The sequence below is a fragment of the Rhodococcus sp. MSC1_016 genome (genome assembly GCF_023667485.2).
GTDB classification, from domain to species: Bacteria; Actinomycetota; Actinomycetes; order Mycobacteriales; family Mycobacteriaceae; genus Rhodococcus_F; species Rhodococcus_F oxybenzonivorans.
The window spans coordinates 4,193,645-4,219,423 of record NZ_JAMOZI020000001.1 but is presented as its reverse complement, the minus strand read 5'-3'; the positions used below and the strand labels follow the sequence as shown (position 1 = coordinate 4,219,423).

At 65.3% G+C, this 25,779-nt stretch carries 24 protein-coding genes and 2 pseudogenes; 15 read left to right on the top strand and 11 right to left on the bottom strand.

Translation table 11 applies throughout. The annotated features are described in order from the left end of the window. The first annotated feature begins 68 nt into the window (after nucleotides 1–68). Genes L1080_RS19520 through L1080_RS19505 form a run of 4 tightly spaced genes read left to right on the top strand, consistent with a single transcriptional unit; the run spans nucleotide 69 to nucleotide 4,645 of the window. Complete coding sequence (locus L1080_RS19520) at nucleotides 69–1,286, top strand: acetyl-CoA C-acetyltransferase (protein WP_250777715.1); 1,218 nt, start codon at nucleotides 69–71, stop codon at nucleotides 1,284–1,286. A 20-nt stretch (nucleotides 1,287–1,306) separates the two neighbouring features. Next, the gene (locus L1080_RS19515; RefSeq protein ID WP_250777718.1) at nucleotides 1,307–2,038 is read left to right on the top strand and encodes an SDR family NAD(P)-dependent oxidoreductase; all 732 of its coding nucleotides are present in this window, start codon (nucleotides 1,307–1,309) and stop codon (nucleotides 2,036–2,038) included. Nucleotides 2,039–2,069: 31 nt separating this feature from the next. After that, entirely contained in the window at nucleotides 2,070–3,866 is a 1,797-nt protein-coding gene (locus L1080_RS19510) for an acyl-CoA dehydrogenase (RefSeq protein WP_250777721.1), read from the top strand. Between the two features lie 17 nt (nucleotides 3,867–3,883). Beyond that, on the top strand, nucleotides 3,884–4,645 hold the full coding sequence (locus tag L1080_RS19505; protein ID WP_250777724.1) for an SDR family NAD(P)-dependent oxidoreductase: 762 nt from the start codon (nucleotides 3,884–3,886) through the stop codon (nucleotides 4,643–4,645). Nucleotides 4,646–4,725: 80 nt separating this feature from the next. Here L1080_RS19505 and L1080_RS19500 read toward each other — a convergent pair whose 3' ends face one another. Next, complete coding sequence (locus L1080_RS19500; protein ID WP_250777727.1) at nucleotides 4,726–6,531, bottom strand: zinc ribbon domain-containing protein; 1,806 nt, start codon at nucleotides 6,529–6,531, stop codon at nucleotides 4,726–4,728. Between the two features lie 109 nt (nucleotides 6,532–6,640). Beyond that, nucleotides 6,641–7,147: pseudogene (locus tag L1080_RS19495) on the bottom strand (IS607 family transposase); the annotation flags it as partial. A 2-nt stretch (nucleotides 7,148–7,149) separates the two neighbouring features. Between L1080_RS19495 and L1080_RS19490 the strand changes: the two are divergent. Further along, entirely contained in the window at nucleotides 7,150–7,626 is a 477-nt protein-coding gene (locus tag L1080_RS19490) for a MaoC family dehydratase (RefSeq protein WP_308202222.1), read from the top strand. Between the two features lie 217 nt (nucleotides 7,627–7,843). Here the strand turns inward: L1080_RS19490 and L1080_RS19485 are convergent, their stop codons facing one another. Then, nucleotides 7,844–8,128 (bottom strand): hypothetical protein, encoded by a 285-nt coding sequence (locus L1080_RS19485; RefSeq protein ID WP_236603479.1) that lies wholly within the window; start codon nucleotides 8,126–8,128, stop codon nucleotides 7,844–7,846. Between the two features lie 743 nt (nucleotides 8,129–8,871). Beyond that, nucleotides 8,872–9,171, bottom strand: coding sequence for a DUF1016 N-terminal domain-containing protein (locus L1080_RS19480; protein ID WP_250777731.1), 300 nt, complete (start codon nucleotides 9,169–9,171; stop codon nucleotides 8,872–8,874). Between L1080_RS19480 and L1080_RS19475 the strand changes: the two genes are divergently transcribed. Beyond that, complete coding sequence (locus L1080_RS19475) at nucleotides 9,152–9,280, top strand: hypothetical protein (protein ID WP_268962543.1); 129 nt, start codon at nucleotides 9,152–9,154, stop codon at nucleotides 9,278–9,280. The genes L1080_RS19480 and L1080_RS19475 overlap by 20 nt on opposite strands. Nucleotides 9,281–9,552: 272 nt before the next feature. On the opposite strand, the gene L1080_RS19470 is transcribed toward L1080_RS19475, so the two are convergent. From L1080_RS19470 to L1080_RS19460, 3 genes are all read right to left on the bottom strand, one after another. After that, entirely contained in the window at nucleotides 9,553–10,698 is a 1,146-nt protein-coding gene (locus tag L1080_RS19470) for an acyl-CoA dehydrogenase family protein (RefSeq protein ID WP_250777736.1), read from the bottom strand. A 426-nt stretch (nucleotides 10,699–11,124) separates the two neighbouring features. Then, nucleotides 11,125–12,033 carry a crotonase/enoyl-CoA hydratase family protein gene (locus L1080_RS19465; protein WP_159919719.1) on the bottom strand — a complete coding sequence of 303 codons (909 nt, stop codon included), beginning with the start codon at nucleotides 12,031–12,033 and terminating at the stop codon, nucleotides 11,125–11,127. Between the two features lie 2 nt (nucleotides 12,034–12,035). Further along, on the bottom strand, nucleotides 12,036–13,040 hold the full coding sequence (locus L1080_RS19460; RefSeq protein ID WP_159919721.1) for an NAD(P)H-dependent flavin oxidoreductase: 1,005 nt from the start codon (nucleotides 13,038–13,040) through the stop codon (nucleotides 12,036–12,038). Nucleotides 13,041–13,438: 398 nt separating this feature from the next. On the opposite strand from L1080_RS19460, the gene L1080_RS19455 reads away from it, so the two are divergent. The 3 genes and pseudogenes from L1080_RS19455 to L1080_RS19445 form a co-directional block, all read left to right on the top strand. Continuing rightward, complete coding sequence (locus tag L1080_RS19455; RefSeq protein WP_250777739.1) at nucleotides 13,439–13,864, top strand: nuclear transport factor 2 family protein; 426 nt, start codon at nucleotides 13,439–13,441, stop codon at nucleotides 13,862–13,864. Continuing rightward, on the top strand, nucleotides 13,861–14,874 hold the full coding sequence (locus tag L1080_RS19450) for an NADP-dependent oxidoreductase (protein WP_159919725.1): 1,014 nt from the start codon (nucleotides 13,861–13,863) through the stop codon (nucleotides 14,872–14,874). The genes L1080_RS19455 and L1080_RS19450 overlap by 4 nt, the downstream gene beginning before the upstream one ends. Nucleotides 14,875–15,652: 778 nt before the next feature. Then, nucleotides 15,653–15,867: pseudogene (locus tag L1080_RS19445) on the top strand (enoyl-CoA hydratase); the annotation flags it as partial. Between the two features lie 101 nt (nucleotides 15,868–15,968). Here L1080_RS19445 and L1080_RS19440 read toward each other — a convergent pair. Next, nucleotides 15,969–16,169 carry a hypothetical protein gene (locus L1080_RS19440; RefSeq protein ID WP_159919727.1) on the bottom strand — a complete coding sequence of 67 codons (201 nt, stop codon included), beginning with the start codon at nucleotides 16,167–16,169 and terminating at the stop codon, nucleotides 15,969–15,971. Between the two features lie 74 nt (nucleotides 16,170–16,243). Here L1080_RS19440 and L1080_RS19435 point away from each other — a divergent pair, with 74 nt between their 5' ends. Continuing rightward, nucleotides 16,244–18,031 carry an AMP-dependent synthetase/ligase gene (locus tag L1080_RS19435; RefSeq protein WP_459031362.1) on the top strand — a complete coding sequence of 596 codons (1,788 nt, stop codon included), beginning with the start codon at nucleotides 16,244–16,246 and terminating at the stop codon, nucleotides 18,029–18,031. Between the two features lie 101 nt (nucleotides 18,032–18,132). Here the strand turns inward: L1080_RS19435 and L1080_RS19430 are convergent, their stop codons facing one another. Beyond that, nucleotides 18,133–18,495, bottom strand: coding sequence for a hypothetical protein (locus tag L1080_RS19430; RefSeq protein WP_159919729.1), 363 nt, complete (start codon nucleotides 18,493–18,495; stop codon nucleotides 18,133–18,135). A gap of 517 nt (nucleotides 18,496–19,012) precedes the next feature. Between L1080_RS19430 and L1080_RS19425 the strand changes: the two genes are divergently transcribed. After that, complete coding sequence (locus L1080_RS19425; protein ID WP_159919731.1) at nucleotides 19,013–19,528, top strand: tautomerase family protein; 516 nt, start codon at nucleotides 19,013–19,015, stop codon at nucleotides 19,526–19,528. Between the two features lie 110 nt (nucleotides 19,529–19,638). Then, on the top strand, nucleotides 19,639–20,556 hold the full coding sequence (locus tag L1080_RS19420) for an alpha/beta hydrolase (RefSeq protein WP_250777214.1): 918 nt from the start codon (nucleotides 19,639–19,641) through the stop codon (nucleotides 20,554–20,556). Nucleotides 20,557–21,164: 608 nt separating this feature from the next. Here the strand turns inward: L1080_RS19420 and L1080_RS19415 are convergent. Then, nucleotides 21,165–21,782 (bottom strand): TetR/AcrR family transcriptional regulator, encoded by a 618-nt coding sequence (locus L1080_RS19415; RefSeq protein WP_250777213.1) that lies wholly within the window; start codon nucleotides 21,780–21,782, stop codon nucleotides 21,165–21,167. Nucleotides 21,783–22,001: 219 nt separating this feature from the next. On the opposite strand from L1080_RS19415, the gene L1080_RS19410 reads away from it, so the two are divergent. Then, nucleotides 22,002–22,928, top strand: a complete 927-nt coding sequence (locus L1080_RS19410) for an MBL fold metallo-hydrolase (protein WP_159919737.1) — start codon at nucleotides 22,002–22,004, stop codon at nucleotides 22,926–22,928. Between the two features lie 357 nt (nucleotides 22,929–23,285). After that, the gene (locus tag L1080_RS19405) at nucleotides 23,286–24,398 is read left to right on the top strand and encodes an alcohol dehydrogenase catalytic domain-containing protein (protein WP_250777212.1); all 1,113 of its coding nucleotides are present in this window, start codon (nucleotides 23,286–23,288) and stop codon (nucleotides 24,396–24,398) included. Nucleotides 24,399–24,653: 255 nt separating this feature from the next. Here L1080_RS19405 and L1080_RS19400 read toward each other — a convergent pair whose 3' ends face one another. Further along, nucleotides 24,654–24,788, bottom strand: coding sequence for a hypothetical protein (locus tag L1080_RS19400; RefSeq protein WP_268962544.1), 135 nt, complete (start codon nucleotides 24,786–24,788; stop codon nucleotides 24,654–24,656). Nucleotides 24,789–25,295: 507 nt separating this feature from the next. Here L1080_RS19400 and L1080_RS19395 point away from each other — a divergent pair. Next, nucleotides 25,296–25,754 (top strand): acyl-CoA thioesterase, encoded by a 459-nt coding sequence (locus tag L1080_RS19395; RefSeq protein ID WP_159919741.1) that lies wholly within the window; start codon nucleotides 25,296–25,298, stop codon nucleotides 25,752–25,754. Nucleotides 25,755–25,779 lie beyond the last annotated feature (25 nt).

Below are 25,779 nucleotides of genomic sequence, written 5' to 3'. Positions count from 1 at the left end.
GTTGCATATTTTTGGCCAAATAGCTTCCTCATCACCGTCGCCAGACGACCCGTATCCAGGAGTTCCTCATGCCCGAGGCTGTCATCGTTTCCATCGCCCGTTCGCCGATCGGTCGCGCCATGAAGGGATCGCTCAAGAGCATGCGCCCGGACGACCTGGCCGCGCAGATGGTGCAGGCGGCACTGGACAAGGTGCCCGCCCTCGATCCCACCGACATCAACGACCTGATCCTGGGTTGCGGGCTGCCCGGTGGTGAGCAGGGCTTCAACATGGGCCGCAACGTCGCCGTGCAGTTGGGCTACGACTTCATCCCGGGCACCACCATCACCCGCTACTGTTCCTCCTCTTTGCAGACCACCCGCATGGCGTTGCACGCGATCAAGGCCGGTGAGGGTGATGTGTTCATTTCCGCCGGTGTCGAGACGGTGTCCCGGTTCACCGCGGGCAGCTCCGACTCGCTGCCCGACACCCAGAACCCGCTCTACGCCGACGCCCAGGCCCGCACCGAGAAGCTCGCCCAGGGCGGGCAGCAGTGGGTCGACCCCCGCGAGGAGGGCCTGGTCCCGGACACCTACATCGCGATGGGCCAGACCGCCGAGAACGTCGCCCAGATCACCGGCATCACCCGCGAGGAGCAGGACCGGTGGGCGGTGCGCTCGCAGAACCGGGCCGAGGCCGCCATCAACAGTGGTTTCTTCGAGCGGGAGATCACCCCGGTGACGCTGCCCGACGGCACCGTGGTGTCGAAGGACGACGGCCCCCGCGCCGGCACCACCTACGAGGCGGTCAGCCAGCTCAGGCCGGTGTTCCGGCCGGACGGCACCGTGACCGCCGGTAACGCGTGCCCGCTCAACGACGGCGCCGCCGCCCTGGTGATCATGTCCGACATCAAGGCCAAGGAGCTGGGGTTGACCCCGCTGGCGCGGATCGTGTCCACCGGGGTGTCCGGTCTTTCGCCGGAGATCATGGGGTTGGGCCCGATCGAGGCCACCAAGCGGGCCCTGGCCATCGCCGGGATGGGTATCTCCGATATCGACCTGTTCGAGATCAACGAGGCGTTCGCGGTGCAGGTGCTCGGGTCGGCGCGGAAACTCGGCATCGACGAGGACAAGCTGAACGTCTCCGGCGGTGCGATCGCTCTCGGTCACCCGTTCGGCATGACCGGTGCCCGGATCACCGCGACCCTGCTGAACAACCTGCAGTCCAGCGACAAGCAGTTCGGCGTCGAAACCATGTGCGTCGGCGGCGGTATGGGCATGGCCATGGTCCTCGAACGCCTCAGCTGAGTAGAAAGACAGGAAACACGATGGGCAACATCACGTACGACTTCACCGGCAAATCGGTCATCGTCACCGGCGCCGCCCGCGGCATCGGCCAGGCACTGGCCCGCCACTTCGCCGAGGCAAAGGCGACAGTGTTCATGGTGGACTTCGACAAGGACGAACTCGACAAGGCCGCCCGCGAGGTCGGCGCCATCGGCATCCCGGCCGACGTCAGCGACACCGGTGACGTCGAGAACGTTGTCTCTACCGTGATCGCCGAGACCGGGCGGGTGGACATTCTGATCAACAATGCCGGGATCCTGCGCGACAAGGTGCTGTGGAAGCTGACCGACGAGGACTGGGACCAGGTCCTGAATGTCCATGCGGGCGGCACGTTTCGGTTCACCCGCGCCTGTGTTCCGCATTTCCGGAGCCAGGAATTCGGGCGGGTCATCAACATCACCTCCTACACCGGGCTGCACGGCAACCGCGGGCAGGCCAACTACGCCACCGCGAAGGCCGGGATCATCGGGTTCACCAAGACCGCCGCGAAAGAGCTTGCCGCTTTCGGGGTCACCGTGAATGCGATCTCCCCGAACGCTGCGACCCGGATGACCGCCTCCATTCCGAAGGAGAAGATCGCCGAGGTCACCGGTCCGATCTCGCGGTTCGCCGACCCCGCCGAGATGGCCGACGCCATCTGCTTCCTCGCGTCGGAGGAAGCCGGCTACGTCACCGGCGTCGTCCTCCCGGTCGACGGCGGCATCTCCATCTGAGCGAGCTCACCTTTGAACGGAACTGATTCTCATGACTGATGTACTTTCTCGCCGCGATCTCGATTTCCTGCTCTACGAGTGGCTCGACGTCGTCGCGTTGACCTCTCGTAAACGCTTCGCCGAACATTCGAAGGACACCTTCGACGCGGTGCTCGACCTCAGTGCGGACCTCGCGCACAAGCATTTCGCCACCCATAACAAGAAGGCCGACGCGAACGAGCCGACCATGCGCCCGGACGGCACCGTCGAGATGATTCCGGAGGTCAAGACGGCGCTCGACGCTTACGCGGCGGCCGGTTTGATCGCCGGGTCATTCGACGAGAGCGTCGGCGGGATGCAACTGCCCACCACGGTGGCGCGGGCGGCGATGGCCTGGTTTCAAGCGGCTAACGTCAGCACCTCGGGCTATCCGTTCCTGACGATCGCCAACGCGAATTTGCTCGCCGAGTACGGCACCGAGCAGCAGATCGACGACTACGTCCGTCCGATGCTCGAGGGCCGCTGGTTCGGCACCATGTGCCTGTCCGAGCCGCAGGCCGGATCCTCGTTGGCGGACATCACCACCCGCGCGGTACCGCAGGAAGACGGCAGCTACCGGGTCACCGGAACGAAGATGTGGATTTCCGGAGGCGACCACGAACTCACCGAGAACATTGTGCACCTGGTGCTGGCGAAGACACCGGGTGGCGGCCCGGGTGTCAAGGGCATCTCGCTGTTCATCGTCCCGAAATACCTTCCCGGCGCCGACGGTGCCGCCGGCGAACGCAACGACGTCACCTTGGTGGGCCTCAACCACAAGATGGGCAACCGCGGCACCACCAACACCCTGCTCGCTTTCGGCGACGGCACCCACACCCCCGGTGGGAAATCGGGTGCTGTCGGTTTCCTGGTCGGCGAGGAACACCGCGGCCTGTCCTACATGTTCCACATGATGAACGAAGCCCGGATCGGTGTCGGGTTCGTCGCGATCGCCCTCGGCTACGTGGGATACCGCAAGTCGCTCGACTACGCGACGGTGCGTACCCAGGGCCGCCCTCTCGGAGCCAAGGATCCCTCCTCGCCGCCGGTGCCGATCATCGAACACGCCGATGTCCGCCGCATGCTGCTGGCCCAAAAGTCCTACGTCGAGGGCGCGCTCGCGCTCGGCCTCTACTGCTCGCGGTTGGTGGACGAACACGACACGGCCGACGATGCGGCCACCGGCGACCAGGCGACGTTGCTTCTCGACGTGCTGACTCCGATCGCGAAGAGTTGGCCATCGCAGTGGTGCCTCGAGGCGAACAGCCTCGCGATCCAGGTGCACGGCGGTTACGGCTACACCCGCGACTACGACGTCGAACAGTACTACCGCGACAACCGATTGAATCCGATCCACGAGGGCACGCATGGGATCCAGGGGCTGGATCTGCTGGGCCGCAAGGTGATCATGCAAGACGGTGCAGGGCTGCGGTTACTCGGATCGAAGATCGCCGCCACCGTCGCGCGGGCTCGGTCTCTCGGTGGCGACGCCACCGGTTACGCCGACGCCCTCGACACCGTCTGGAACCGCGTCGTCGACATCACCGCCGCCTTGTGGGCGGCCGGTGACGCGGCGGCCGCGCTGGCGAACTCGTCGGTCTATTTGGAAGCGTTCGGACACACGGTCATCGCGTGGATGTGGCTCGAACAGCTCATCGCCACCGAGGGTAAGAGTGGTGACTTCTATGACGGAAAGCGCATGGCCGCCCGCTACTTCTACACCCACGAGCTACCCAAGGTCGGCCCGCAACTCGATCTGTTGGCCAGCGGAGACCGGACCACTCTCGACATGAACCCCAGCTGGTTCTGACCCAGGAGGCATCACACATGAGTGTGCTCGAGAAATTCCGCCTCGACGGCCGCGTCGCCATCGTCACCGGCGCCTCGTCCGGCCTCGGTGTGGCCTTCGCTCAGGCCCTCGCCGAGGCCGGCGCGGACATCGTCCTCGCGGCGCGTCGCGTCGACAAACTAGACGACACAGCCGCACTTGTCCGTGCCACCGGCCGACGGGCACTGCCGGTGGCTACCGACATCGCTGATCCGGATCAGTGCGCCGCTCTGGTCGACGCGGCAATGACCGAGTTCGGCCGCGTCGACGTTCTCGTCAACAACGCCGGCGTCGCCACAGCCCACCCCGCCACCCGCGAAACCCCGGACCAGTTCCGCTCGGTGATCGACATCAACCTGGGCGGCTCCTACTGGACCGCCCAGGCGTGCGGGAAGGTCATGCAACCCGGCAGTTCCATCGTCAACATTTCCAGCGTCCTCGGGCTCACCACCGCCGGTCTGCCCCAGGCCGCCTACAGCGCCAGCAAAGCCGCAATCATCGGTCTGACCCGAGATCTCGCCCAACAATGGGGCAGCCGCAAGGGAATTCGCGTCAACGCGCTCGCCCCGGGCTTCTTCGCCTCCGAGATGACCGACCAATATCACGACGGCTACCTTGACAGCCTCGCGTCACGGATGGTGCTCGGGCGCACCGGCGATGCCGCCGAACTCGCCGCCACCCTTGTCTGGCTCGCCTCCGACGCCGCCGGGTACGTCACCGGACAAACACTTGCAGTCGATGGCGGTATGACCATCACCTGATCGCACCGTACCCACAAGCCCATCGCGTCGAACGTAACAACCATGCGCACCACCACCACCGTCGACGGGTTGAAGAGCGTCTACTTAAATCTCATACTATCTGCCACTGACGTGGCCGATGCCGGAGATGTAAGTACTTCACGGCTACCCGTAACACCGTGCGGTGTGGCGGGTTTGACCGTGTCCCACACCGACGCTCGAGGTGCAGGAACGATTCTTCTTTGATTCACCCCCGCCTGGGGTGTCGCGGTGGGAACACTGCGGCGGACCCGGCGATGCCGTGGCCTGCTCGGGGTGGGGCTGGTCTTGTCGCGGCACTGCCGGACCGGTGCATGTTCGGTGTTCCGGATCTGCGGGTTCCGTCCGCGCCTGTGGATTGCTGTGCTGCGCCCGAGTAGTGCACGTTTGGCGAGGTTCACAGCGGCTACGTGGTCGCGATTGCCGCCGACCTTGCACCGTGCGCACCATGCCCGGTGGTAGCCGCCCGGGCGGGAGAGGGTGTCGTTGCAGCCCGGGCACAGCGCCGACGTGCCGCGGGCCGGGACGGACACCACCGTCACGCCGACCCCTGCGGCGGTGTGTGCGAGAGCGTCGACGGCTTTGCGGCGGGCGGACTGCGCGGCCCGGTTGTTGTTCACCCGGCCATGACCCCGGGTTTCGAGGGTGGTGAGGTCTTCGATCGCGATGACTGCCGCACCGGCCGCGGCGGCGTAGTCGGTCACTTCCCGGCCCAAGTGGAAGGCGAGTTCCCGGTTGATCTTGCCCCGTTTGACACCGACCGCGGTGCGGTGGGCGTCGAGGACCGCGATCTTCTCATCCAGTTCGGCGCGCACCTCGGGTGGTGCGGTCGCGGCGAGCCGCATCAGTCGTGCGGCTTTACGGTGCAGGTGTTGACCTTCTGCTTGCAGGCGGGCCAGCCTGATCCCCAGGCCGCGGTCGTCGTAGGTGAAGCCCCGGTAGTCCGAGACCAACCCGTCCTGGCGTTCGGTGACGATCGCGGCGGCACCAAGCGTGGCCGGCGACCAATCCACCCCCACCGCCGTCGAACCCGACGTCAGATCGGGCGCCCGAACAGATTCGGTGGCGGCGCAGCGCAGCAGCAGGCCACGGTGGTCGAGGACGAGAGTGGGCAGATGCCAGTCCGTGATTGCTCGGGTGTGCAGGTGTGGTGGGATCACGGCGATCAGGCGGACCCGCCGCCACTGCGCCCGCCCGGCCGGGGCCTCATGCGTGGGAAGTTTGACCGTCAACACCATGACACCGTCTGCGACGGTGATCTGCGAGAGTTGTCGATCGGCGGCGGAGAGCATGGCCAGCATCGATGTCTGCGGTGGTTCCTGCACATCGGTGATGCGTAGGCGTTCGGTGGCCGCGCCGTCGTTGCGGCGGGCGCGCGCAGTGAGTTGCCGCGCCACGCCGCGCGCGAAGCCGGCCGGCACATAGTCGCCGGCCGCAGTCGGCGGCGTCAGCCGGCCCGTGGCCGGGTCGAACCTGGCCGACAGCGAACTGATGGCGTTGTCCCGGTACGCCAAGGTGCGTAGCGTGCCGATCGCCTGGGAGGTGACCACCCGGGTTACCCGCGACGGCACGTACACCCCGGTGGGGTAGGTCGGGTGCCACCCCAGACGCGCTGCAGCGACATGCCCGTGCACCGGGAGCTTCCGGCCTTGACCATCACGTCCGGCGGTAAGGGCATCGAAGGTGGCCGGTTGCCACAACCGTGACACCAACTCCGATTGCGCGGCGCCGATCAGGTCGAGCAGCCACCGGACACGAACATCGATGGTATCGAGCCCGAGCGAGGTGCCGGTAGCGTCGTCGACCGCCGCGTACGGGCGGGTGGTGAACGAGAACTGGCGCGGCACAGTGAATCCGGCAACAGTCATCGGCTATCCCTCCTCCAACCTCGCTGCCGCATCGCCCGAGAAGTCGGCGTTGATTCTGCTTCGACCGCAGCCGGTAGAACCGGCCCGAAAACGACGCGAGCACCGCCATGAAGTCATCCATCAACTCCTCCACCACCGATGTGTCGCCATGCTCCCGCAGGACCTCGACCGTAACCCCGACCACCGACAAATACCTTTCGATCCAGGCGACTCCGAACCGGGCCAACCGATCCCGCCACACCACCGTGAAGTGGCCTTGGGCGGCGTCGTCGAGCATCCGATCCGAACCGGCCCGCGTTTCCCTCACACCAGAACCGCGATCCTTGTACACCCGGTACACGGCCCCGGAGGCGCTCTCGCGCAACATCGACTCCTGATTGGCGAGCGAGGACTCCTGCCCCGTCGAGCCGGACACTCGGCAGTACCACGCTTCCACCCGGTCGGTCGGAGCCTTGTCCGGGGCGGGAGGACGGCCGAGGTAGGCATCGAGGTCAGTGCGATCAAACACGCGCTGGCCGGAACCTGTACGCCGGGAGGGCAACCGGCCTTCCGACGCGGCCTTACGGACGCCCACGACTGACATGTTCAGATACGCCGCGGCCTCGCCAATGCGCATGAATCGAGAGGAGCAGAAAGAATCAGGGAGTATCATATGTCCCATCAACTGTTGAGAGCCTCGTCGGCACCACACTGGACCCCAGTGACTGGTTCGAGATCACTCAAGGTCGAATCGCCACTTTCGCGGACGCCACCGACGATCACCAATGGATCCATATCGACCCGGAACGGGCCCGCAAGAAAAGTCCGTTTCGCCGTACCATCGCCCACGGTTACCTCACCCTGTCGTTGCTCAGCGTCATGTTCGCGCAGGTTCTTGAAGTTCAGGGCACGTCCCTGGCGGTGAACTACGGCCTGAACAAGGTTCGGTTCCCGGCCCCCGTCCCCGCGGGATCGAAGGTCCGGCTCGAGGCCGAGATAATTTCGGCCGAGGACATCAGCGGCGGGGTCCAGATCGTGTCCGCAGTGACCGTGGAATGCAGCGCCACCGACAAACCCGTCTGCGTCGCCGAACCGCTGTTCCGATACTACCGTTAGGCCCAAGCTGCAATGAGCGCCGCTGCCGTTCATGCCGAGTGTTGTTCAGCGCACTCGGCATGAGCGTCCGCGGTTACCCCGGCACGATCATCCCTCGGTGGTGTTCCCGGGACACGCTCGTTTGGCGGGATCTTCCTGTGGTGGTGTCCGGCCAGGGTTTCGCGCGACAAGCAGCCACACACGGCAAGCCCGCCGCCGTCGTCATCCGCGGCCGAGCTCAGGCGACGACCTCGCCACCACAACCGTCGAAGTCGGGTGCGCGAGTGCTCTGACGACGCTGGCCGAATACCCCGGAGGCAACCGCGCCGGCTGTACGGTGAGCGCGACCGCGTAGGCCGTCTTCCTCACCGTCCTGACCCGTGGCCAGGTCAGTGCCGTTGTCGTCGACGATGCGAATTTCCTGGCCGTTGAGGGGGAGTCCTACGCTGCCGGCGCGGCGGTGGCCGTGGACGGGGTTGCGGGTGGAGACAGAGGTCCCTTCGGGGCGTCCATAGCCCTCGATGAGTGGGAATCCGTGGCGAGATCAGCTGTCCGCGTACAGGACAACATGGCCGTCTACAGGGACGCCATCTTGTCCCTTGACACGTTTCCTGGTCGACGCTCGCAGCAAGGTTCTCAAATTTCCGGGAAGTGCAGATCAGATGTCGATGCAGATCTTCCCCAAATGTCGACCGGACTCCTACATGATCGACCCCGCGACAGCGAGGAACGCATGAAATTGCTGGATCCGTAGCACTTGTCACCGGTTTGAACCGTGGCATCGGGCATCGCCTCGTCACTCGGCTCGCCGCGGGCAGTGCGTCGAAGGTTTATTCGTTCGTCCTCGGTGGGGACGAGTTCCCTAATGGGGGCGGGGAGGTGGCGTAGGTGTAGTCGGCGACGGCCACCGGTGCGGTGGTCCCGGCAAGGGAGTACGGACGACGTTGTCATTGCGGCCGGCACACAGCAGGATCCCGATGGTGGGTGCGTGCTGGGTGCGATCGGACAGGTTCTCGTCAATCCAGGACACATAGCAGCCGAGTTTGCCGACGTACTCGGGTTCGAACCCGGCCGACCCTTCAGTTCGACCACCACGAAACGGGCCTGGATCCAGTCGAAGACAATAGGTCGATGTAAAAATCTTCACCGTCGACCTCGAAGTGATACTGGCGGCCGACGAACGCGAGCCGTGCCCGAGCTCGAGCAGGAACCGCTCCAACCGGGCCATCAGCGCCGCCTCGAGCTCGTGTTCGGCGACCCGATCCCTCAGATCCAGAAGTCGAAGACATAGGGGTCACGGACCAGATTCTGCGCCAGGTCGGAGTTACCGGTGGGCAGGTGGTGGGCGAAGTTGGACGGCGCCGCCCCGATCCTGCTGGACGAATGCGCTTCGCGGCCACGCCGAGGCGATCTTCCGCAGGTAATGCAGGTTACTCCGGGAAATCCGCACATTTCGGGAAACGCCGACCGCAGATCAGCGGCGAGGGGGTCGATGACCTTGCTGCCCCACCCCTCGGCATGCTGGCGGTCGAGGATCGGACGCCCGATGTCCCAGTACAGCAGCAACAACTCGGTGTTGACCCCCCGCGTGGCCCGGAACCCGAGCCCGCTGGACCTGCGTCTCGAGGTGCTCGAGGAAGTCGCGGTAGTCGTCGGGCAGCAGTCCGAAATCTGACTCAGCGCCCTGACTTTGACGCTGACGTTCGGTACTTCAGGCCGTGCGGCTTCCGTGATGATCGGGATTACGACGCCGCCGTCGACCTTGCTGCACTCGCTGCGAGTGTTGACGGCGGCCCGTCTTCGGCGAGTTGCGGACGAGACGTGAAAGCGGCCCGACAAAAACCAACCATCAGACCCGCCACTCGGTGGGCGCGGTATTGCTCCGGGAACACCACCGAGTGTTGAACGTGGCCGGGATAATCCGGACACTTACGGTCGTGCTTCCTTTTAGAGGCCGAGATCGCGGCCGATGACTTCGCGCATGATTTCGTTGGAGCCCGCCCAGATCTTGGTGACGCGGGCGTCTTTCCAAGCACGCGCGACGCGATATTCGTTCATGTAGCCGTAGCCGCCGTGGATTTGTACGCAGTGGTCGAGGATCTCGTTTTGGACGGTGGAGCTCCACCACTTGGCCTTGGCGGCGTCGACGGCGGTTAATTCGCCGGCGATGTGGGCGGCCACGCAGGCGTCGACGTGAGCCTGGGCGACGTCGAGTTTGGTAACCAGTTCGGCGAGCAGAAATTTATTCCATTGCATGGAGCCGATGGTCTTACCGAACGCCTTGCGTTCCTGGGCGTAGGTAACGGTTTCTTCGAGGATGCGGCGAGTGTGGGCGAGGTAGGCGACTGCGCCGCTGATGCGTTCCTGGGGGAGCAGGTTCATCATGTGGATGAATCCGCGGTCGAGTTCGCCGATAATGGCCGTGTCGTCGACGCGGACGTCTTCGAAGAACAATTCGGCGGTGTCGGATTCGGGTTGGCCGACCTTGTCGAGTTTGCGGCCGCGGGTGAAGCCGGGAGTGTCGGCGTCCACGGCAAACAAGGTGATGCCCTTGGAGCCCTTTTCCCGTGTGGTGCGGGTAGCCACGATGATCAGATCAGCTTGGGTGCCGTTGGTGATGAAAGTCTTAGAGCCGTTGATAACCCAGGTTGCGCCGTCTTTGACGGCGGTGGTCTTCAACGCGGCCAGGTCCGAGCCGGCCGATGGTTCAGTCATGGCGATGGCGGTGATGAGTTCGCCGGTGCAGAATTTCGGTAGCCAGCGTTGTCGTTGTTCTTCGGTGGTCAGGGTAACCAGATATGGTGCGACGACGTCGAATTGGATACCAAACGACGATGCGGCCGCGGCGCTGGAGCGGGCTAGCTCTTCGCCGAGTACGGCATTGAACCGGTAGTCGCCAGCGGCGCTGCCGCCGTACTGTTCGGGGACCTCCAAACCCAGGTAGCCGTTGGCGCCGGCCTCGAGCCAGATCTCGCGATCGATGTAGCGCTGCTCGATGAACTTCTCCTCGTTGGGCACCAGATGACGGTTGACGAACTCCCGTACCGAATCCCGGAACGCATCGTGATCGGAATCGAACAAACTGCGCCGCATATGGAAGTACCTTTCAGGCGTGGTTGACAGTCATGCGCCGGACCGTCGGTAAGTAAGCTGCGCACGGCGTTGCGCAGGTCGGCGGACATAAATAATTCGCGGGCGGGCCACGCCCGCCGGGCTCGACGAACCGCCCATGGACGGAGTCAGACCGACCACCGTCTCGACAGCCCGAATCCCGCCGTCGGGCTTGCCACGATGAGATCGCATGTCAGCGCGATCTCGAATGCCGTGGGCGTTGGTAAGAGAGAGTAGTCTCTATCAGCGGACAGGGCAAGAGCATGGAGCGACTGCCCCATCCATTAGCCGGACCGCCCGGGGCGGTCCGGCCCCGCACGACAACGGCCCCGACACGTGCGCCACGCGAATTCGGTGTGTATCACAGTGACGCGGAGCGAATCTCACCCTCGAGCGGTCGCGACCGCATCACTTCGGGTGCACAGGCGCTGAAGCAGAGGTCTGGTCCGCGATCCAGTCGTTGTAGAACTGCGGCATCTCGGAGGCGCGCCCGTGGAAGTCGGGTTTGCGTTTCTCGAGGAAGGCGGTGACACCTTCCTTGCCGTCGCCGATGCTGGTCCAGAACATGGCGAGCGAGTCGATCCGGTGGGCCTGGTCGGGGTGGGTCAGGGTGGCGTTGCGTCGTACCATTTGCCGGCTCAGCGCCACGGCGACGGGGGAGCGGTCCCGGGTCCAGGCGTCGGCGACCGCGACGGCCTGGGTGAGCAGGTCCTCGCCGGGGTGGATTTCGTCGACGAGTCCGACTCCCAGCGCGGCTTGGGCGTCGAGGATGTCGGCGCGCAGGACCAGGTCGAGCGCTGCGGAGGGGCCGACGAGTCGGGGTAGGTACCAGGTCGAGCAGGCCTCGGGCACGATGCCGATGCGGCCGAAGACGAGTCCGATGCGGGCGGAGGTGGACATCAGTCGGCGGTCCATCGCCAGTGTCATCGTGGCGCCGATGCCCACAGCTGGGCCGTTGAGGGCGGCGATGACGGGTTTGCGGCAGTCGTGGATGGCGAGTGTGCAGCGGCCGCCGGTGTCGCGGACCTTTGCGATGGCCGGGTCGTCGAGGTCGGCCATGTCACTCAGGCCCGGTGTGCGTTGCTCGTCGAGGCCGAACACGTTGCCCTCGCGACTGAGGTCCATGCCGGCGCAGAACGCCCGACCGGCGCCGGTGACGATGACGGCGCGGACGGAGTCGTCATCGTTGACGGTGCGGAAGGAGTGCTCGAGTTCCTCGGCCATCGTGACGGTGAAGGCGTTGAGGTGTTCGGGTCGGTTCAGGGTGATCGTCAGGATGCCGTCGGTGACGTCGTGCCGGATTGTCTGGAAGTCCATGCTCAGACCGCCTGGGATGCGGTACGGGCGGCTGCCGGAAAGGAGTGGCCGAGGCCGGTGATGATGCGGTCGGCCTCGTCGATGATGCCGTCGACGATGTCCTGGCAGCTCTGCACGGAGTCGATCAGGCCCTGGGCCTGGCCGGCCCACCACATGCCGTCGTGCATGTCGCCGTGGGTGAGGACGCGGTCGCGTCCACGTGCTCCGGAGGCGAGGTCGGCCACGTCGGCGAAGGTGGCGCCGGGCTGTGCGGAGCGGCGGGCGATTTCCTCCGAGATCGTGTTGCGGGCCACCCGGGCGGTGTTGTTGAACTCGCGGAATACCAGTTGGGTCGCGCGTTCGTCGTTGGCGACGATCTGGTCTTTCACGTTTTGGTGGACGGGGGCTTCGGTGGAGGCGACGAAGCGGGTGCCCATGTTGACTGCGGATGCGCCCAGGGCGAGGGCGGCGACCAGGCCGCTGCCGGTGGCGAAGCCGCCGCTGGCGATCAGGGGGATCCGAACCTTGCGGGCGGCTGCGGGGATGAGGACGAGGCCGGGGATGTCGTCGTTGCCCGGGTGGCCGGCGCACTCGAAGCCGTCGATGCTGATTGCGTCGACGCCGAGCGCTTCCGCTTTGAGGGCGTGCCGCACGGCCACCGCCTTGTGGATGACTTTGATGCCCGCTTTCTTGAACGCGGCGACATGCTCGGCGGGGTTGGCGCCGGCCGTCTCGACGATGGTGATGCCGCTGTCGATGATCGCTTCGCGGTACTCGTCGTAGGGCACGGGGGTGAGCGTCGGAAGGATCGTGAGGTTGACGCCGAACGGGCGGTCGGTCATGGTTCGGCAGCGTGCGATCTCCTTGGCCAGGGCTTCGGGAGTCGGTTGGGTGAGTGCGGTGAGGAAGCCGAGGGCTCCGGCGTTGGCCACCGGCGCGATCAGGTCGGCGGTGCCGACGGCGGTCATTCCACCGCACACGATGGGGTGCTCGATCCCGAATTCCTCGGTGAACCGTGTCGAGAGCATGGCGTCCTTTCATTCGTGCCGAGCCCGGCCGGGCACGTGCGTTGTTCGCGTCAAAGAGCTGATCAGCCCACCCGGCGGAGCCACCCGAGCATTCGATGCACCGAGAGGTGCAGTGCGAGAAGGGTGTGCGAGACACGTTGGAACCGACCGGCGTCATGGGGAAGTCGCCATTTTCGCTCCCCATGCCTCCGCCGCTCTCATACGATAGAGAGTGAGTACTATCACGTCAAGGATGCGTCTTGCTGAGCGCGATGCAGGCCGATGTCGCATAATTGACGTGAAAGCGAACGCTCTCTATCGTTTGAATCGCCGACCGAATTGCGGGGTGCCCCGGTGCAACCTCGTGACGAGCACTGGGTCGGCCCGCGAATCCAGCCTCGTCTGAAGGAGAGCACCACATGAATACCCTTGCAGGAGACCTGGCGCGCGCGCTGGGCAATGTCGAGGCGATGCAGGAACTGTATGCCGACGACATCAGCTGGACACTGCCTGTCACCCTGGGTCGGATCGGCGGTACCCACGAGGGCAAGGACGCCGTCCTGCGGTTCAACAAGATTTCGTTGGGGCCCTACAGCAAGTCCGCGGGCACCAAGGTCGACATTCATCACGAGTTCGGTGACGGCGAATACAGCGTGGCCCGCTTCACCTGCCGTTCGACCGTCTCGGCGACCGATGAGGAATACGTGAACGAGTACGTGCTCTTCGCGCGTGGGCGTGACGGCAAGATCACCGAGGTCGTCGAGCACCTCGACACGCTCAAGGTCATGCACTACGAGGGACTGCGAACCTTCCTTCCGCGTATCTCGGGGGTCGTCGTCTCATGAGTGTGTTGAACCGGACGTGGCGCGTCGCGGGCATGCCCAGCGAACATTTGGAGACTTCCCACTTCTCGTTCGAGACCGCGGACCGGCCTGAGGCAGGCGACGGGCAGGTGTTGTGTCGGGTGCTGTGGATCTCCATGGACGCGGCGCAACGCGCGTGGTTCCAGGCGGCCACCTATCGTGCTGCGATCCAGGTCGGCGATGCCATGCCCGGGTTTTCGCTCGCCCAGGTTGTGGAGAGTCGCTGCGATGATTTCGCGGTCGGCGATATCGTCGCCGGTGATCTTGCATGGCAGGACTACGTCGTCGCCGAGCCGAGCGGCCTGCGTCGGATCGTTCCGAACCGGCCACTGTCCAACTACCTCAGCGTCTTGGGAATCACCGGCCTGACCGCCTACTTCGGCCTGCTCGACATCGGCGAGGCCAAGCCGGGGGAGACCGTCGTGGTCTCCGGGGCGGCCGGCGCAACAGGCACCCTCGTCGGGCAGATCGCGAAGCTGCAGGGGTGTCGTGTGGTCGGCATCTGCGGGAGCCCTGAGAAGCAGGAGTGGCTCACGTCGGAACTCGGATTCGACGCGGCGGTGAGCTACCGTGACGAATCGTTCCGGAAATCACTGCGCGAAGCGTGTCCCGACGGCATCGACGTCTTCTTCGACAACGTCGGTGGCACGACGCTCGACACCGTTCTCGGGTCCATGGCGTACCGTGGTCGCGTCGTCTGCTGCGGCGTCGTCTCGCAGTACGACACCACCACTCCCGTGCGCGGTGCGCGTGGTGTCCCCGGCGTGCTGATCATCAAGAGCATCACGATGCGCGGATTCCTGGTGATGACAGACTTCGCCGATCGGTGGGACGAGGGGCTGAAGGTGCTGGAGGGGTGGCTTGACGACGGTTCACTGAAGGTCCGCGAGGACACCCTCGAGGGACTCGAGAAGGCTCCGGAAGGCCTCATCGGGCTTCTCAACGGGAACAATGTCGGCAAGCGAATGATTCACGTGGCCGACCCGTCCTGACTTCGAGCAGGCGGCATCGGCGACACGATCGAGCGGTGGTTGACACCGCGAGCTTCGCGACGCCGAAACACCGCGGCGGACTGGCGTCGTGACCGAGCCAGTCCGCCGCGGTGTCTTGACCAGCCGATCGTCGGCGCCGGCCGTGTGCGTCGGCTCGAAATGGGTGGGGCCCTCGCCTTCACACCTTGCGGGGGGCGCGACCAAATAAATTGAATGGCCTCCCGCGGCCCGAGTAGATGGTTTCAATCCATGAATTCACACGAGCATCGCAGACGGCTTCAGAGGCGACATGCCGCATGGGTCGAGGTCGACCGTACGCGCAAGCATCGCGACACCGACGCGGAGTTCCTCATCGAGTTCGCCAGTAGGTGGGCTCCATACGGGGGCCCTAGCGACGAAGAGATCCTCGTTCACTTCGGCCTGACAAGGCCCAGCTTCATCGAGCGTTTGTGGCAAATCATTCCTGAATCCCACTGCGCTCACGAGGAGACGCTTAAGTTTGCGAACGTATACCCGCGTCGGCGTCACCTGCGAACAAACACTCGTCCACGCTGAGTGGTGTGCAGTCCACTCTGGAGCCGTGCTCGTCGCACACGAACGCGGCGTGCACAACGCGGTCATGCCGTAGACGCCGATGGTGACCGGATCGCGCTCGACCGCTTCCGCTTCGTTTGCGCCCGAACCACGAGAGCGTCGCCGCTAGGCAAGTAAGGACGAGGGCCGTCGCCATCCGACCGGGAGGGCGCCCAGGGCCCGCGTCCGTCGAGCTCGCATCAGCATCGCCCATGCCCTGAGCCGGCAAATGGTACGACGCAACGCTTGACGCACCCTGACGAGGCCCACCGAATCGACTCACTCGCCATGTTCTGGACCAGCATCGGCGACGGCAAGGAAGGCGTCACCGCCTTCGTCGAGAAACGAAAGCCGGATTTCCGAGGACGCGCATCCGAGATGCCGCAGTTCTTCGACGACTGGATCGCGCACCAACCCTGACCCCCGACTGCCCGCAACACCGAACTGACACCCCACCAAAACCGCACAGGAGACCCGGGCGCTCGCCACCTGAGTCTCATAGCGCCAGGGCGCCACGACGCTCAGAATTCGGGCGACGACAACCCCGTGACTGCGGCGACGCCTTGATTGCGGGAAATCCGCTCCGCGTGGGTGGCGGGGTGATCGAGGATCGGCGCGGACAACGAGGTTTCGAGATCATCGAAACGGTCGGCACCAAGACACGGTGGCAGGATCTGGACCCGCGACGGAAGTGCGCCCACGGTGTCGTCACCCCATGTCACTCACGGTATTGACGTGGTAGTGATCGCTCTCTATCGTAGCGGCTGTGGCACTACGCGAGAGGCAGACATCACACATGCAGGCAACCAGCACCGCCGACACATCTACCGGTGAGGCGTTCGAACGCGCGCTGCACGCGAACACTGTGTGCGAGGCGTTCCAGATCACCGCGGCCGCCCGCGCGGACCAGGTTGCCGTGCGCACCGCCGATGACGGTGTCTCGCTGACGTTCGGCACTCTCGCCGAGCGGGTGCGGCGGGTCGCGGCCGGTCTCGCGGCCCTGGGCGTCGAGCGCGGGGACACGGTGGGCATCATGCTCACCAACCGGCCCGAGTTCCATCTGGTGGACCTCGCTGCGATGCACCTCGGTGCCCTTGCCTTCTCGATCTACAACACCTCGGCGCACGATCAGATCGAGTATCTCTTCGCCGACGCCGGTAACCGCATCGTGATCACCGAGCGTGCGTTCGTCGACCGGCTGACCGCTGTCCGTGACGGCGGCACCCCGATCGATCACCTGATCGTCGTCGACGGCGCACCGGACGGCACCCTGAGCCTCGAGGAGGTGGAGGCGGGCGGCGACGAGCACTTCGACTTCGAGGCAGCCTGGTCGGCGGTCCGCCCCGACGACGTCCTCACCCTGATCTACACCTCCGGCACCACGGGACCGCCCAAGGGAGTCGAACTCACCCATCACAACATGATGACCAAGATCCGTGCCCTGCAGCAGATCTTGCCCGTCACGCCGGGGGGCCGCACCATCTCGTTCCTGCCCGCCGCGCACATCGGTGATCGGTGGAGCGGACACTATTCGCCGCTGGCGGTGTGGGGTTTCACCGTCACCACGTGCGCGGACGCACGCAAGGTGATGGAGATCGCGCAGCAGCTTCGCCCGACGGTGTTCCTGCCGGTGCCGCGGATGTGGGAGAAGGCGAAGGCGGCCGTGGAGGCGGACATCGACGCCGACCCCAACGTCGCGCGCCGCACGCTGACGCGTTGGGCCATCGACACCGGGATCAAGAAGGCCCGTACCGAGCAGGACGGGCGGTCCGTCGGCCCGATACTCGACCTGCAGGCGAAAATCGCCGACACGCTCGTCGGCTCGAAGATCCGCCGCAAGCTCGGGCTGGACCAGTCCGAATGGTTCCTGACCGGATCGGCGCCCACCCCGCGCGATGTGTTCGAATTCTTCGCCGCCGTCGGGATCCCGATCTGCGAGCTGTGGGCGATGAGCGAGACGTCCTGCGTGATGACCGTCAACCCGAAGGACCGCAACCGGGTGGGCACGGTCGGAGTACCGATCCCCGGGCTCGAGGTCAAGCTCGCTCCCGACGGAGAGCTCCTCGTGCGCAGCCAGACCGTGATGCGGGGCTACCGCAACAAGCCCGAGCAGACCGCCGAGGCCATCGATTCCGAGGGGTGGCTGCACACCGGCGACATCGGCACGATCGACGACGACGGCTACGTACGGCTGGTGGACCGCAAGAAGGACATCATCATCAACGCCGCCGGCAAGAACATGTCGCCCGCGAACATCGAGACCTGGCTCAGATCCTCGAGCCCCCTGATCGGGCAGGCGGCGTGCATCGGCGACGGCCGCCCCTACAACGTCGCCCTGATCACGCTCGACCCCGACGGCGCCGCCGGGAAAGCGGCAGACGATCCCGCCACCATCGCCGAGGTCGCGGCCGGTGTGGAACTCGCCAACAGCCACCTCTCCCGCGTCGAACAAATCAAAAAATTCACGATCGTCGCCGAGCCGTGGCTACCCGGCAGCGACGAACTCACCCCCACCATGAAGATCAAACGCAGAAACGTCGTCACCAAATACGCCACACAAATCGAGGAACCCTACGCGAAGTAACCATCGCCCCACCGCGGAAACAGCTCCCACAACCCCACCGGCGAAGCACACGCCGGGTCCCACTGCTGATCGTCGAGCCGCCCCGACCCAGGGCTTGGAGATCAGCCTCTCCTGTGGGTGAAAGTAGTTCGCCAGAAACGACCGCAGCGCCCATACCAGTTGAGCTCCAACAATTCTGCCTCGGTGTCGTAGCGGTGGTAGCCGATCACGATCCGCACGATCGCCCAGCTCTTCTGCTCCGCGTGGCGGCAGTCATACCCATTTTCTCGGCCTCGGTGCGCATGCTGTGTCCCCGCCCAGCCCGGCGATAATTGTCGATGACGATCGCCGTCCAGACGATCCCCGGCGGTGTTGCCGTCGTCGTGGACACCGGTCGATCCCGAACAACCTTGGTCCCGCGCCGTCCCGGTCACCTGATTCGATACCGGCACATTGCTTTTCAGCAGTGCGCTCGGCCCGGCCACCCACGCCCTCACGCTGATGTTTCCTGCATGCGGCGACCAGACGGCGGTTGCTGGCGGCCGCCGACGTGCCTCAGCGCGGCGGTGTCGTTGTCGATGCGAGTTCGTGGCGGCGCGGGAACCCCACCAGCTCGGGCGGAACCGAGCGGCCGCTTGCCGGCACACGCATCCGGCACCGCTCACTAGAACATCAGTGCCGCAATCCCTTTCGGTCCGCACCCAGATGGCGCGACGGTCGGGGGTGTGACAATTTTCGCCGGCAGCGGACCCCCTGCGCGCCTCGCGGGCAGTGACCCGGACCTTCTGTGATGAAGTCCACGCACATCATTGACAAGAGAGATAGCTCACTCTACCGTTAAGGGCGTGCCGTAGGGAGCTGACCGACGCCCGATCACCAGCTCAGCACAATCACACAATGGCGGAATCCGCAAGACGAAGTCATTCCGGCCGAGCGTTTCCGGCGTGCGCCGGTGATAAGCCGTTTTGCTTTCACCCGCCCATCAAGTAGAAGGAGCACCCCATGCCACTGTGGCAGCTGTTTACCCCGGAGAATGCGTTCACATCCGAAGAGAAGGCTGATCTGGCCAGCAAGATCACCAACATCTACTCGTCTGACTGGGCGCGGGAGAATTTCGGCTTCGAGCTGCCGCGGTTCTACACCTCAGTGGTCTTCCACGAGATCAAGGCGGACTCGTTCTTCGTCGGCGGTGAGTCGCGCGACAAGTTCGTCCAGATCGAGGTCGTCCACATCGCCCGTACGAACGAGGGGGCCGCCGCCCTCGCGGGCATCACTGTCGAGGAGATCCTCCGGCGGTACTTCGAGAACGTCAACGGGTTGCTCGAGCCGTACATCGCCGACCGCGGATACGAATGCGAGTTCCACGTCGAAACCGCGCCGTTCGAAACCTGGAGAATCGACGGCATGACGCCGCCGCCCCCCCATTCCGCGGCAGAGCGACGCTGGTTCGAGGACAACCGGAGCTCGCCGTACAACGCCGAAGAACTGAACAACGACCCACGTGTGGCGACTGCCTGAAACCGGCACCGTCTCACCCACCAACCTGACCCAGAACCGGGGTGCGTGCCGCGGCACGCACCCCGGTTCTGACCCAGCAATCCACATGACAGTTACTGAGGGAAAAGCCAATGCGTGAAGATATCGAGTTCGACGCTGAGGGTGTGACGCTGCGCGGCTGGTTCTACAAGCCCGAAGGCGTGTCCGGTGAAGTGCCGTGCGTGATCATGACGCACGGGTTCTCGTGCACCAAGGAAATGGGTCTCGAACCCTACGCCGAGGCGTTCACCGCCGCGGGTCTTGCCTGCGTGGTCTACGACAACCGCGGGTTCGGCGCCTCGGACACCGCCCCGGGCAAGCCCCGGCAGGAGATCGACCCGTGGGACCAGATCCGTGACTACCAGCACGCGATCACCTACGCACAGGCCCGGCCCGACGTCGACGCCTCACGGATCGGGGTGTGGGGCTCGAGCTACGCGGGCGGCAACGCCTTCGTCGTCGCGGCGATCGACCGGCGCGTGAAGGCCGTGTGCGGCCAGGTGCCGGCGGTCTCCGGGCGGCGCACCTTCGAGGCGAACGTTCCGAAGGAATTCTGGCAGGCCGCCTGGGACGGGCAGGCCGCCGATCGCCTCGCGCGAGCCCGAGGAGAGGCGCCCGCGATGATCCCGGTCGTCACCGCGGACCCGACACAGCCGGCCGTCATGCCGACGCCCGACGCCTACGAGTTCTTCTCCGCCTACGAGGGCACCGCGTGGCGCAACGAGGTGACGCTACGCTCGACCGAGCTGGGCTACGAGGCCGGTGAGTTCCTCGAGTTCGTCGCTCCGACCCCGCTGCTCATGGTGGTCGCCGAGGACGACACCATCGTGACGCCGGCCGAGTGGGCCAAGGAGGCCTACGACACCGCGGCCGAGCCCAAGCGCCTCGTCACGATCCCCGGCGGCCACTTCGACGCATACACCGGCCACCCCTTCGAGCTCTCCTCGGGCGCGGCACGCGACTGGTTCCTCGAACACCTGGCGCAGAAGGTGGTCCCGGCACCAGCCTGAGATCAAGGGTCTGTCATCGCGGCGGTCTCACTTCGTTCCCCCAGCAAAGCGCGGGGCACGAGGAGAGGCCGCCGCGACGCTGTCCGTGGTCGACGCCGAACGCCTCGAGCTGTCTCGAGGCACAGGCCCCCTCATCGGGCAGCCGGCGGACGCGCCGTCACCAGCCTGGCCTTCGTCGGTGGCCGATTTCGCGGTGATCGCGCGGCGTCGGAACGGTGCGCCGACCGCAATCTATGGCCTGCTCGTCGTCGCCGTCAGTGCCGGATCGCTTTGTCCAGCACGGACGCAACCCGTCGTGGCAGGCCTACCCGCACGACGTGCCGATCGCGGCGCTGCTCGCCTACGTAGCCGCTGAGGCCGCGTCCGACAGGTTCGGCCGCGGGCCGTCGCCTCGTTGGTGGCCGTCGTTCCACTCGTGATGGTGCCCACCGTGGCTGCGGGATCGACATTAGCCGGACGCCGAACGCCTGCACCCTCCGCCGCAGGCAACATCCCCGGCCCGACCGGAGCCCATACGCCGGCGAGGGCGAACGCACCCCGCTGCTGACGCGCCGGTACGCAACAGCCCGAAGCGCCCGGCGACTACCTCCTGCTCCGGATCAGTCCTGCTACCGACGATCGCGCACGTCGTCGCCGGTCGAGCCGGTCGAGGCGGCGGCCAGCGCGGCGTCGACCAGGGACTCGGCAGCCGAGCGGGCGTACATGGCACCCGAGGAATCCTGATACAGGGCCGCGGCCGCGGCCGCGCCGTCCAACAGCACCGTCAGCTGGATAGCGAGTCCTGCCGGATCAGGCACCCCGGCCTCGGCCGCGAATTCGGCGAACCATTGCCGCCCGGCCTCCTTGTAGCGGCGCGCGATCTTCGCGACCTCATGGTCCGGTGACGCCATCTCGACGGTCGCGTTGATGAAGGGACAGCCCCGGAAGTCTCCCTTTTCGAGCCGTTCACCGATGATGTCGAAGGTCGCCAGTATCTTCTCCCGCGGCGAGGACGCACGTCGCATGACCTCGCCGGCGACCTCCTCGACATAACACTCGCCGCGACGCTCGAGGTATGCCGCGGCCAGCCCATCCTTCGAGCCGAAGTTGCGGTACAGCGACATGATCGGCGTCCGCGCCTCTTCCAGGACGCGGTTGATTCCCACAGCGCGGATGCCCTCCTTGAAGAAGAGATCATCCGCGGCCGCCAGGAGGCGCTCGCGCGGGGAGATTTTCGTTGCTGTCATACCAAGATAATAGCGAGCGAGCGCTATCTCACACATCAAGCGAGCACTAAATCACACGCCGGGGGTCTGGTTGATGGATTGGGTGGTCGCTCCTGCTCTTGTCCAACCCCGTGATAGAGACTACTCTCTATTGATATACCGTCTCTCCCTTAGCAGGCCGCCGCCGACCCCACGCCCCGCGAAGACGCGCTGCCCAACCCCCAACCCTGGAGGTACTACGTGACCATCGACGCTCACTCACCTAGCGCAGGCTCGGAATCGTCACCGGCTGCACCGCCGATCCGCGCGACGACCTACGTCGGCCGCTGGCCCCGGGTCCCGCACAATTGGCCCGAAATGCCCACCGGGACTTTCTCGCCGACCACCGCCACCATCGTGAGCGGCCCGACCGAGGCAGTTCTGATCGACGCCCAGTACCTGAAGGACGACGTCCGGGATCTCGGAGACCTGATCGAACGCACCGGGAAGACACTCACCACGATCTACGTCACGCATGCGCATGCCGATCACTACCTCGGCATCGGTCCCCTGATGGAGCGGTTCCCGGAGGCGAAGTGTGTCGCGCTGCCCCATGTCGTCGAGGCCATGAAGGAAAATATGGAGGAACACCGTCAGCAGTGGGCGATGATGTTCGGCGACGCCTGCGTCGTCAGCGATGCGCTCCCGGACCCGATCGAGGGTGACACGCTGTACGTCGACGGCTCACCACTGAAGATCATCGAGGTCAAGCAGGCCGACATCCACCCGACCTCGATCGTGCACATCCCGGCGATCGATGCCGTGGTGGCCGGTGACGCCGTCTACAACGAGATCCACCCCATGCTCGGCCTGGCGACGCCCAAGGAGTGGCAGGACTGGCTCGAAACCGTGGACCTGGTAGAGAAGCTCAACCCTCGGATGATCGTGGCCGGCCACCGCCGGCCCGACGGCGACGATTACGCGGTCGAGTCGATGATCGCGCAGACCCGCGCCTACATTCAGGACTTCGCGGCCGCCTACGAGACCGCGAAGGGCGCTGAAGACCTCATCGACGAAATGTCGACCAAGTACCCACACCACGGCAATCTTTGGTCGCTGGAGTTCTCCGCCCTGAGTGTCATCGCGCTTCGCGACGCGGGGAGCTCAGCAGCCGACCTCGTCCCGTGACGAAATCCTGCTTTCCTGACATACCTGTAGGTGCCTGAGCGCGTCGCGGCGCCGCACGACGCGATCGGAGAGGTTCCCATCGCGTTCGTCGTCGCAGCAGCACATGACACCGGTATTGATGAGGGCGATCTACGGAGTCGCTGTGCGGCGGCGGTGTCCCACTTCAAAGTCCCCGCTGAATTTCATTGCCCTACTGGAGATTCCACGCACCAGATCAGGGAAGATCCAACGCCACCGGCTGCACCGTCCAAAATCTGTCGTCGCCGAATGGTCCCGTTCATTGCGGACACCCGCGTTGCCGTTAGAGCGGTCTGCAGCCAGTGCTGTGAGACGCCGTAGAAGGGAAACACACGCACTATGAAGATTCGCGGAGCCGTTCTCGAGGCGAGCGGCCGTCCACGGCCGTACGCGGACTCCACACCGATCTCGATCACCGAGCTCGAACTCGATTCGCCGGGACCCGGCGAGGTCCTCGTCCGGATTGAAGCGGCCGGAATTTGCCACTCCGACCTGTCCGTCGTCGACGGCAACCGTCCCCGGCCGATCCCCATGCTGCTCGGCCACGAGGCGGCAGGCCGGGTCGAACAGCTCGGCGCCGGTGTATCCGATTTGGTCGTCGGGCAGCGCGTCGTCATGGCTTTCCTGCCGCGCTGCAACAATTGCGCCGAATGCCGAACCGACGGCAAACTGCCCTGCTCCCCAGGCAGCGCAGCGAACAACGCGGGCACCCTCCTCGGCGGCGGTATCCGCCTGCACCGCGACGACACTGACATCAAACATCACCTCGGCGTCTCCGGTTTCGCCACGCACGCTGTCGTCGACCAGCGTTCGGTCGTACCCGTCGGAGACGACGTCCCACCCGACATCGCCGCCGTACTCGGGTGCGCCGTCCTCACCGGTGGCGGGGCGGTCATCAACGCCGGCCGCCCGACCCCGGGCCAAGCGGTCATGGTCGTCGGGCTCGGTGGTGTCGGCATGGCGGCGCTGATCACTGCGCTATCCCTCGGGGAGGGCGAGGTGATCGGCGTCGACTCCAATCCCGACAAGCTCACTCAGGCAACAAAGTTGGGTGCGTCCGCGACCTACACTCCCCAAGAAGTCGCCGAGCTGAACATCCAGGCGCCGATCGTCATCGAGGCGGCAGGGCACCCCCGCGCCTTCGAGACCGCCCTCACTGCCACCGCCCCCGGCGGCACCACCGTCACCGTCGGCCTCCCGGCCCCGGACGCCCGGTCGTCGGTCTCGCCGCTCGCCCTGGTGGCCGGCGCGCGGACCATCATCGGCAGCTACCTCGGCTCCGCGGTACCGTCCCGCGACATTCCGGTCTTTGCGCAGCTGTGGCGCGACGGAAAACTCCCGGTCGAGAAGCTGATCTCGTCGCGGATCGCGCTCTCGGACATCAACTCCGCCATGGACCAACTCGCCGACGGCAACGCCATCCGGCAAGTCATCATCTTCGACGAGAAGTGAGGAAGCCTTGACCAGCACCCAGACCTCCCAGCAGGCGCTACTCGAGACCGTCCCGACCGGACTGTACATCGGAGGGCGGTGGCGCCCGTCCGAGTGCAACCAGAGCGTCCCTCTGCAAGTTCAGCGGTAGCGACGTCATCGTCCTCATCTGACGCATGTTTGGCCACTGCGACTCAGCCAGTGCGGGAATCGTCGGACAGTGGGGAGCGGGCCAGGAACGAGAACGGGGCTTCGGTGATTCGCTAGCAGGCTTGTTCAGGTCCGGTCGCTCGGTGCGGCGAGGAGGGAGCGAAGGCCGTCGTCGTCTAGGTACTCGATCAGTGCTTTCGCGAGAATTGCAGGGTCGGCGTCGAGGCGCCGGAAGGTGCGGGTGACCTTCGCGGCGGTCACCGGCACTCGTTCCGCCGGCTTACGGCCGCTGTCAGTGGGAGACGAATCTAGTTCAACACCTTGATGTTACGCTCGCGCTCGGAGTTCCAGGCCTCAACTTGCTTCTCTGGTGGGATGGCGCGAGCGAGCGGGCGGTGCGAATGGCGAGTTCGCCGCTACGTAAGGGCGGTGTGGAGTTCGTGGGTAAGTTGTAGCAGGGCGGGTCCTTGGGAGATCCAGCCTTGGACTTCGCGAGTTTCACGGCGGCCTTCTCGGCGGTTCCGCACTCGCAGATCAGGAGTTCGACGGCTTTGCGTCATCGATGACGTCGAAGTCGCGGCGGCCGACGTTCTCGATGACCGCCGCGGCGAGTAGGGTCTCCCAGTCCTTGGCGACCTAGTCCCTGACCTGACACTTTTAATGAAACCTTGTTGACAAGGCGCTGTTCAATCATTTCATTAGGCAACACACTTTTATTCCCCACACCCGTCCGCAACTCTTGCGGACCGACATGACGGAGAAATCAAGATGAGCGCTGAGGCAGTCGATGTACGCGAAAGTCCTACCGTGAAAGATTTCACGGTGCGCCGTGCGGCTACCACACGGTGGTCCGACAACGACATGTACGGCCATCTGAACAATGCCGTGTATTACCAACTCTTCGATGCGGCGATCAACAACTGGATGATCGAGCACTCCGGTTTCGACCCGGTTGCGGCTCCGGCCATAGGCGTCGTCGCCGAGTCCGGATGCCGGTATTTCGAGCAGCTGCAGTTCCCGCAGGCTTTGGAGGTGGGAATCCGTGTCGCCAGGCTGGGCCGCACCAGCGTCACCTATGACCTCGGGCTTTTTTCTGCCGGGCTGCCCGAGACGGCGGCGATAGCCGCGCGGGGCCGGTGGGTGCACGTCTATGTCGACCGTGACACCAGGCGCCCGGTGCCGATCCCTGACGTGCTGCGGCGGCTGTTCGAATCGGCCACCGGATAGCCGCGGCAATCCCAGGGATGGTTTC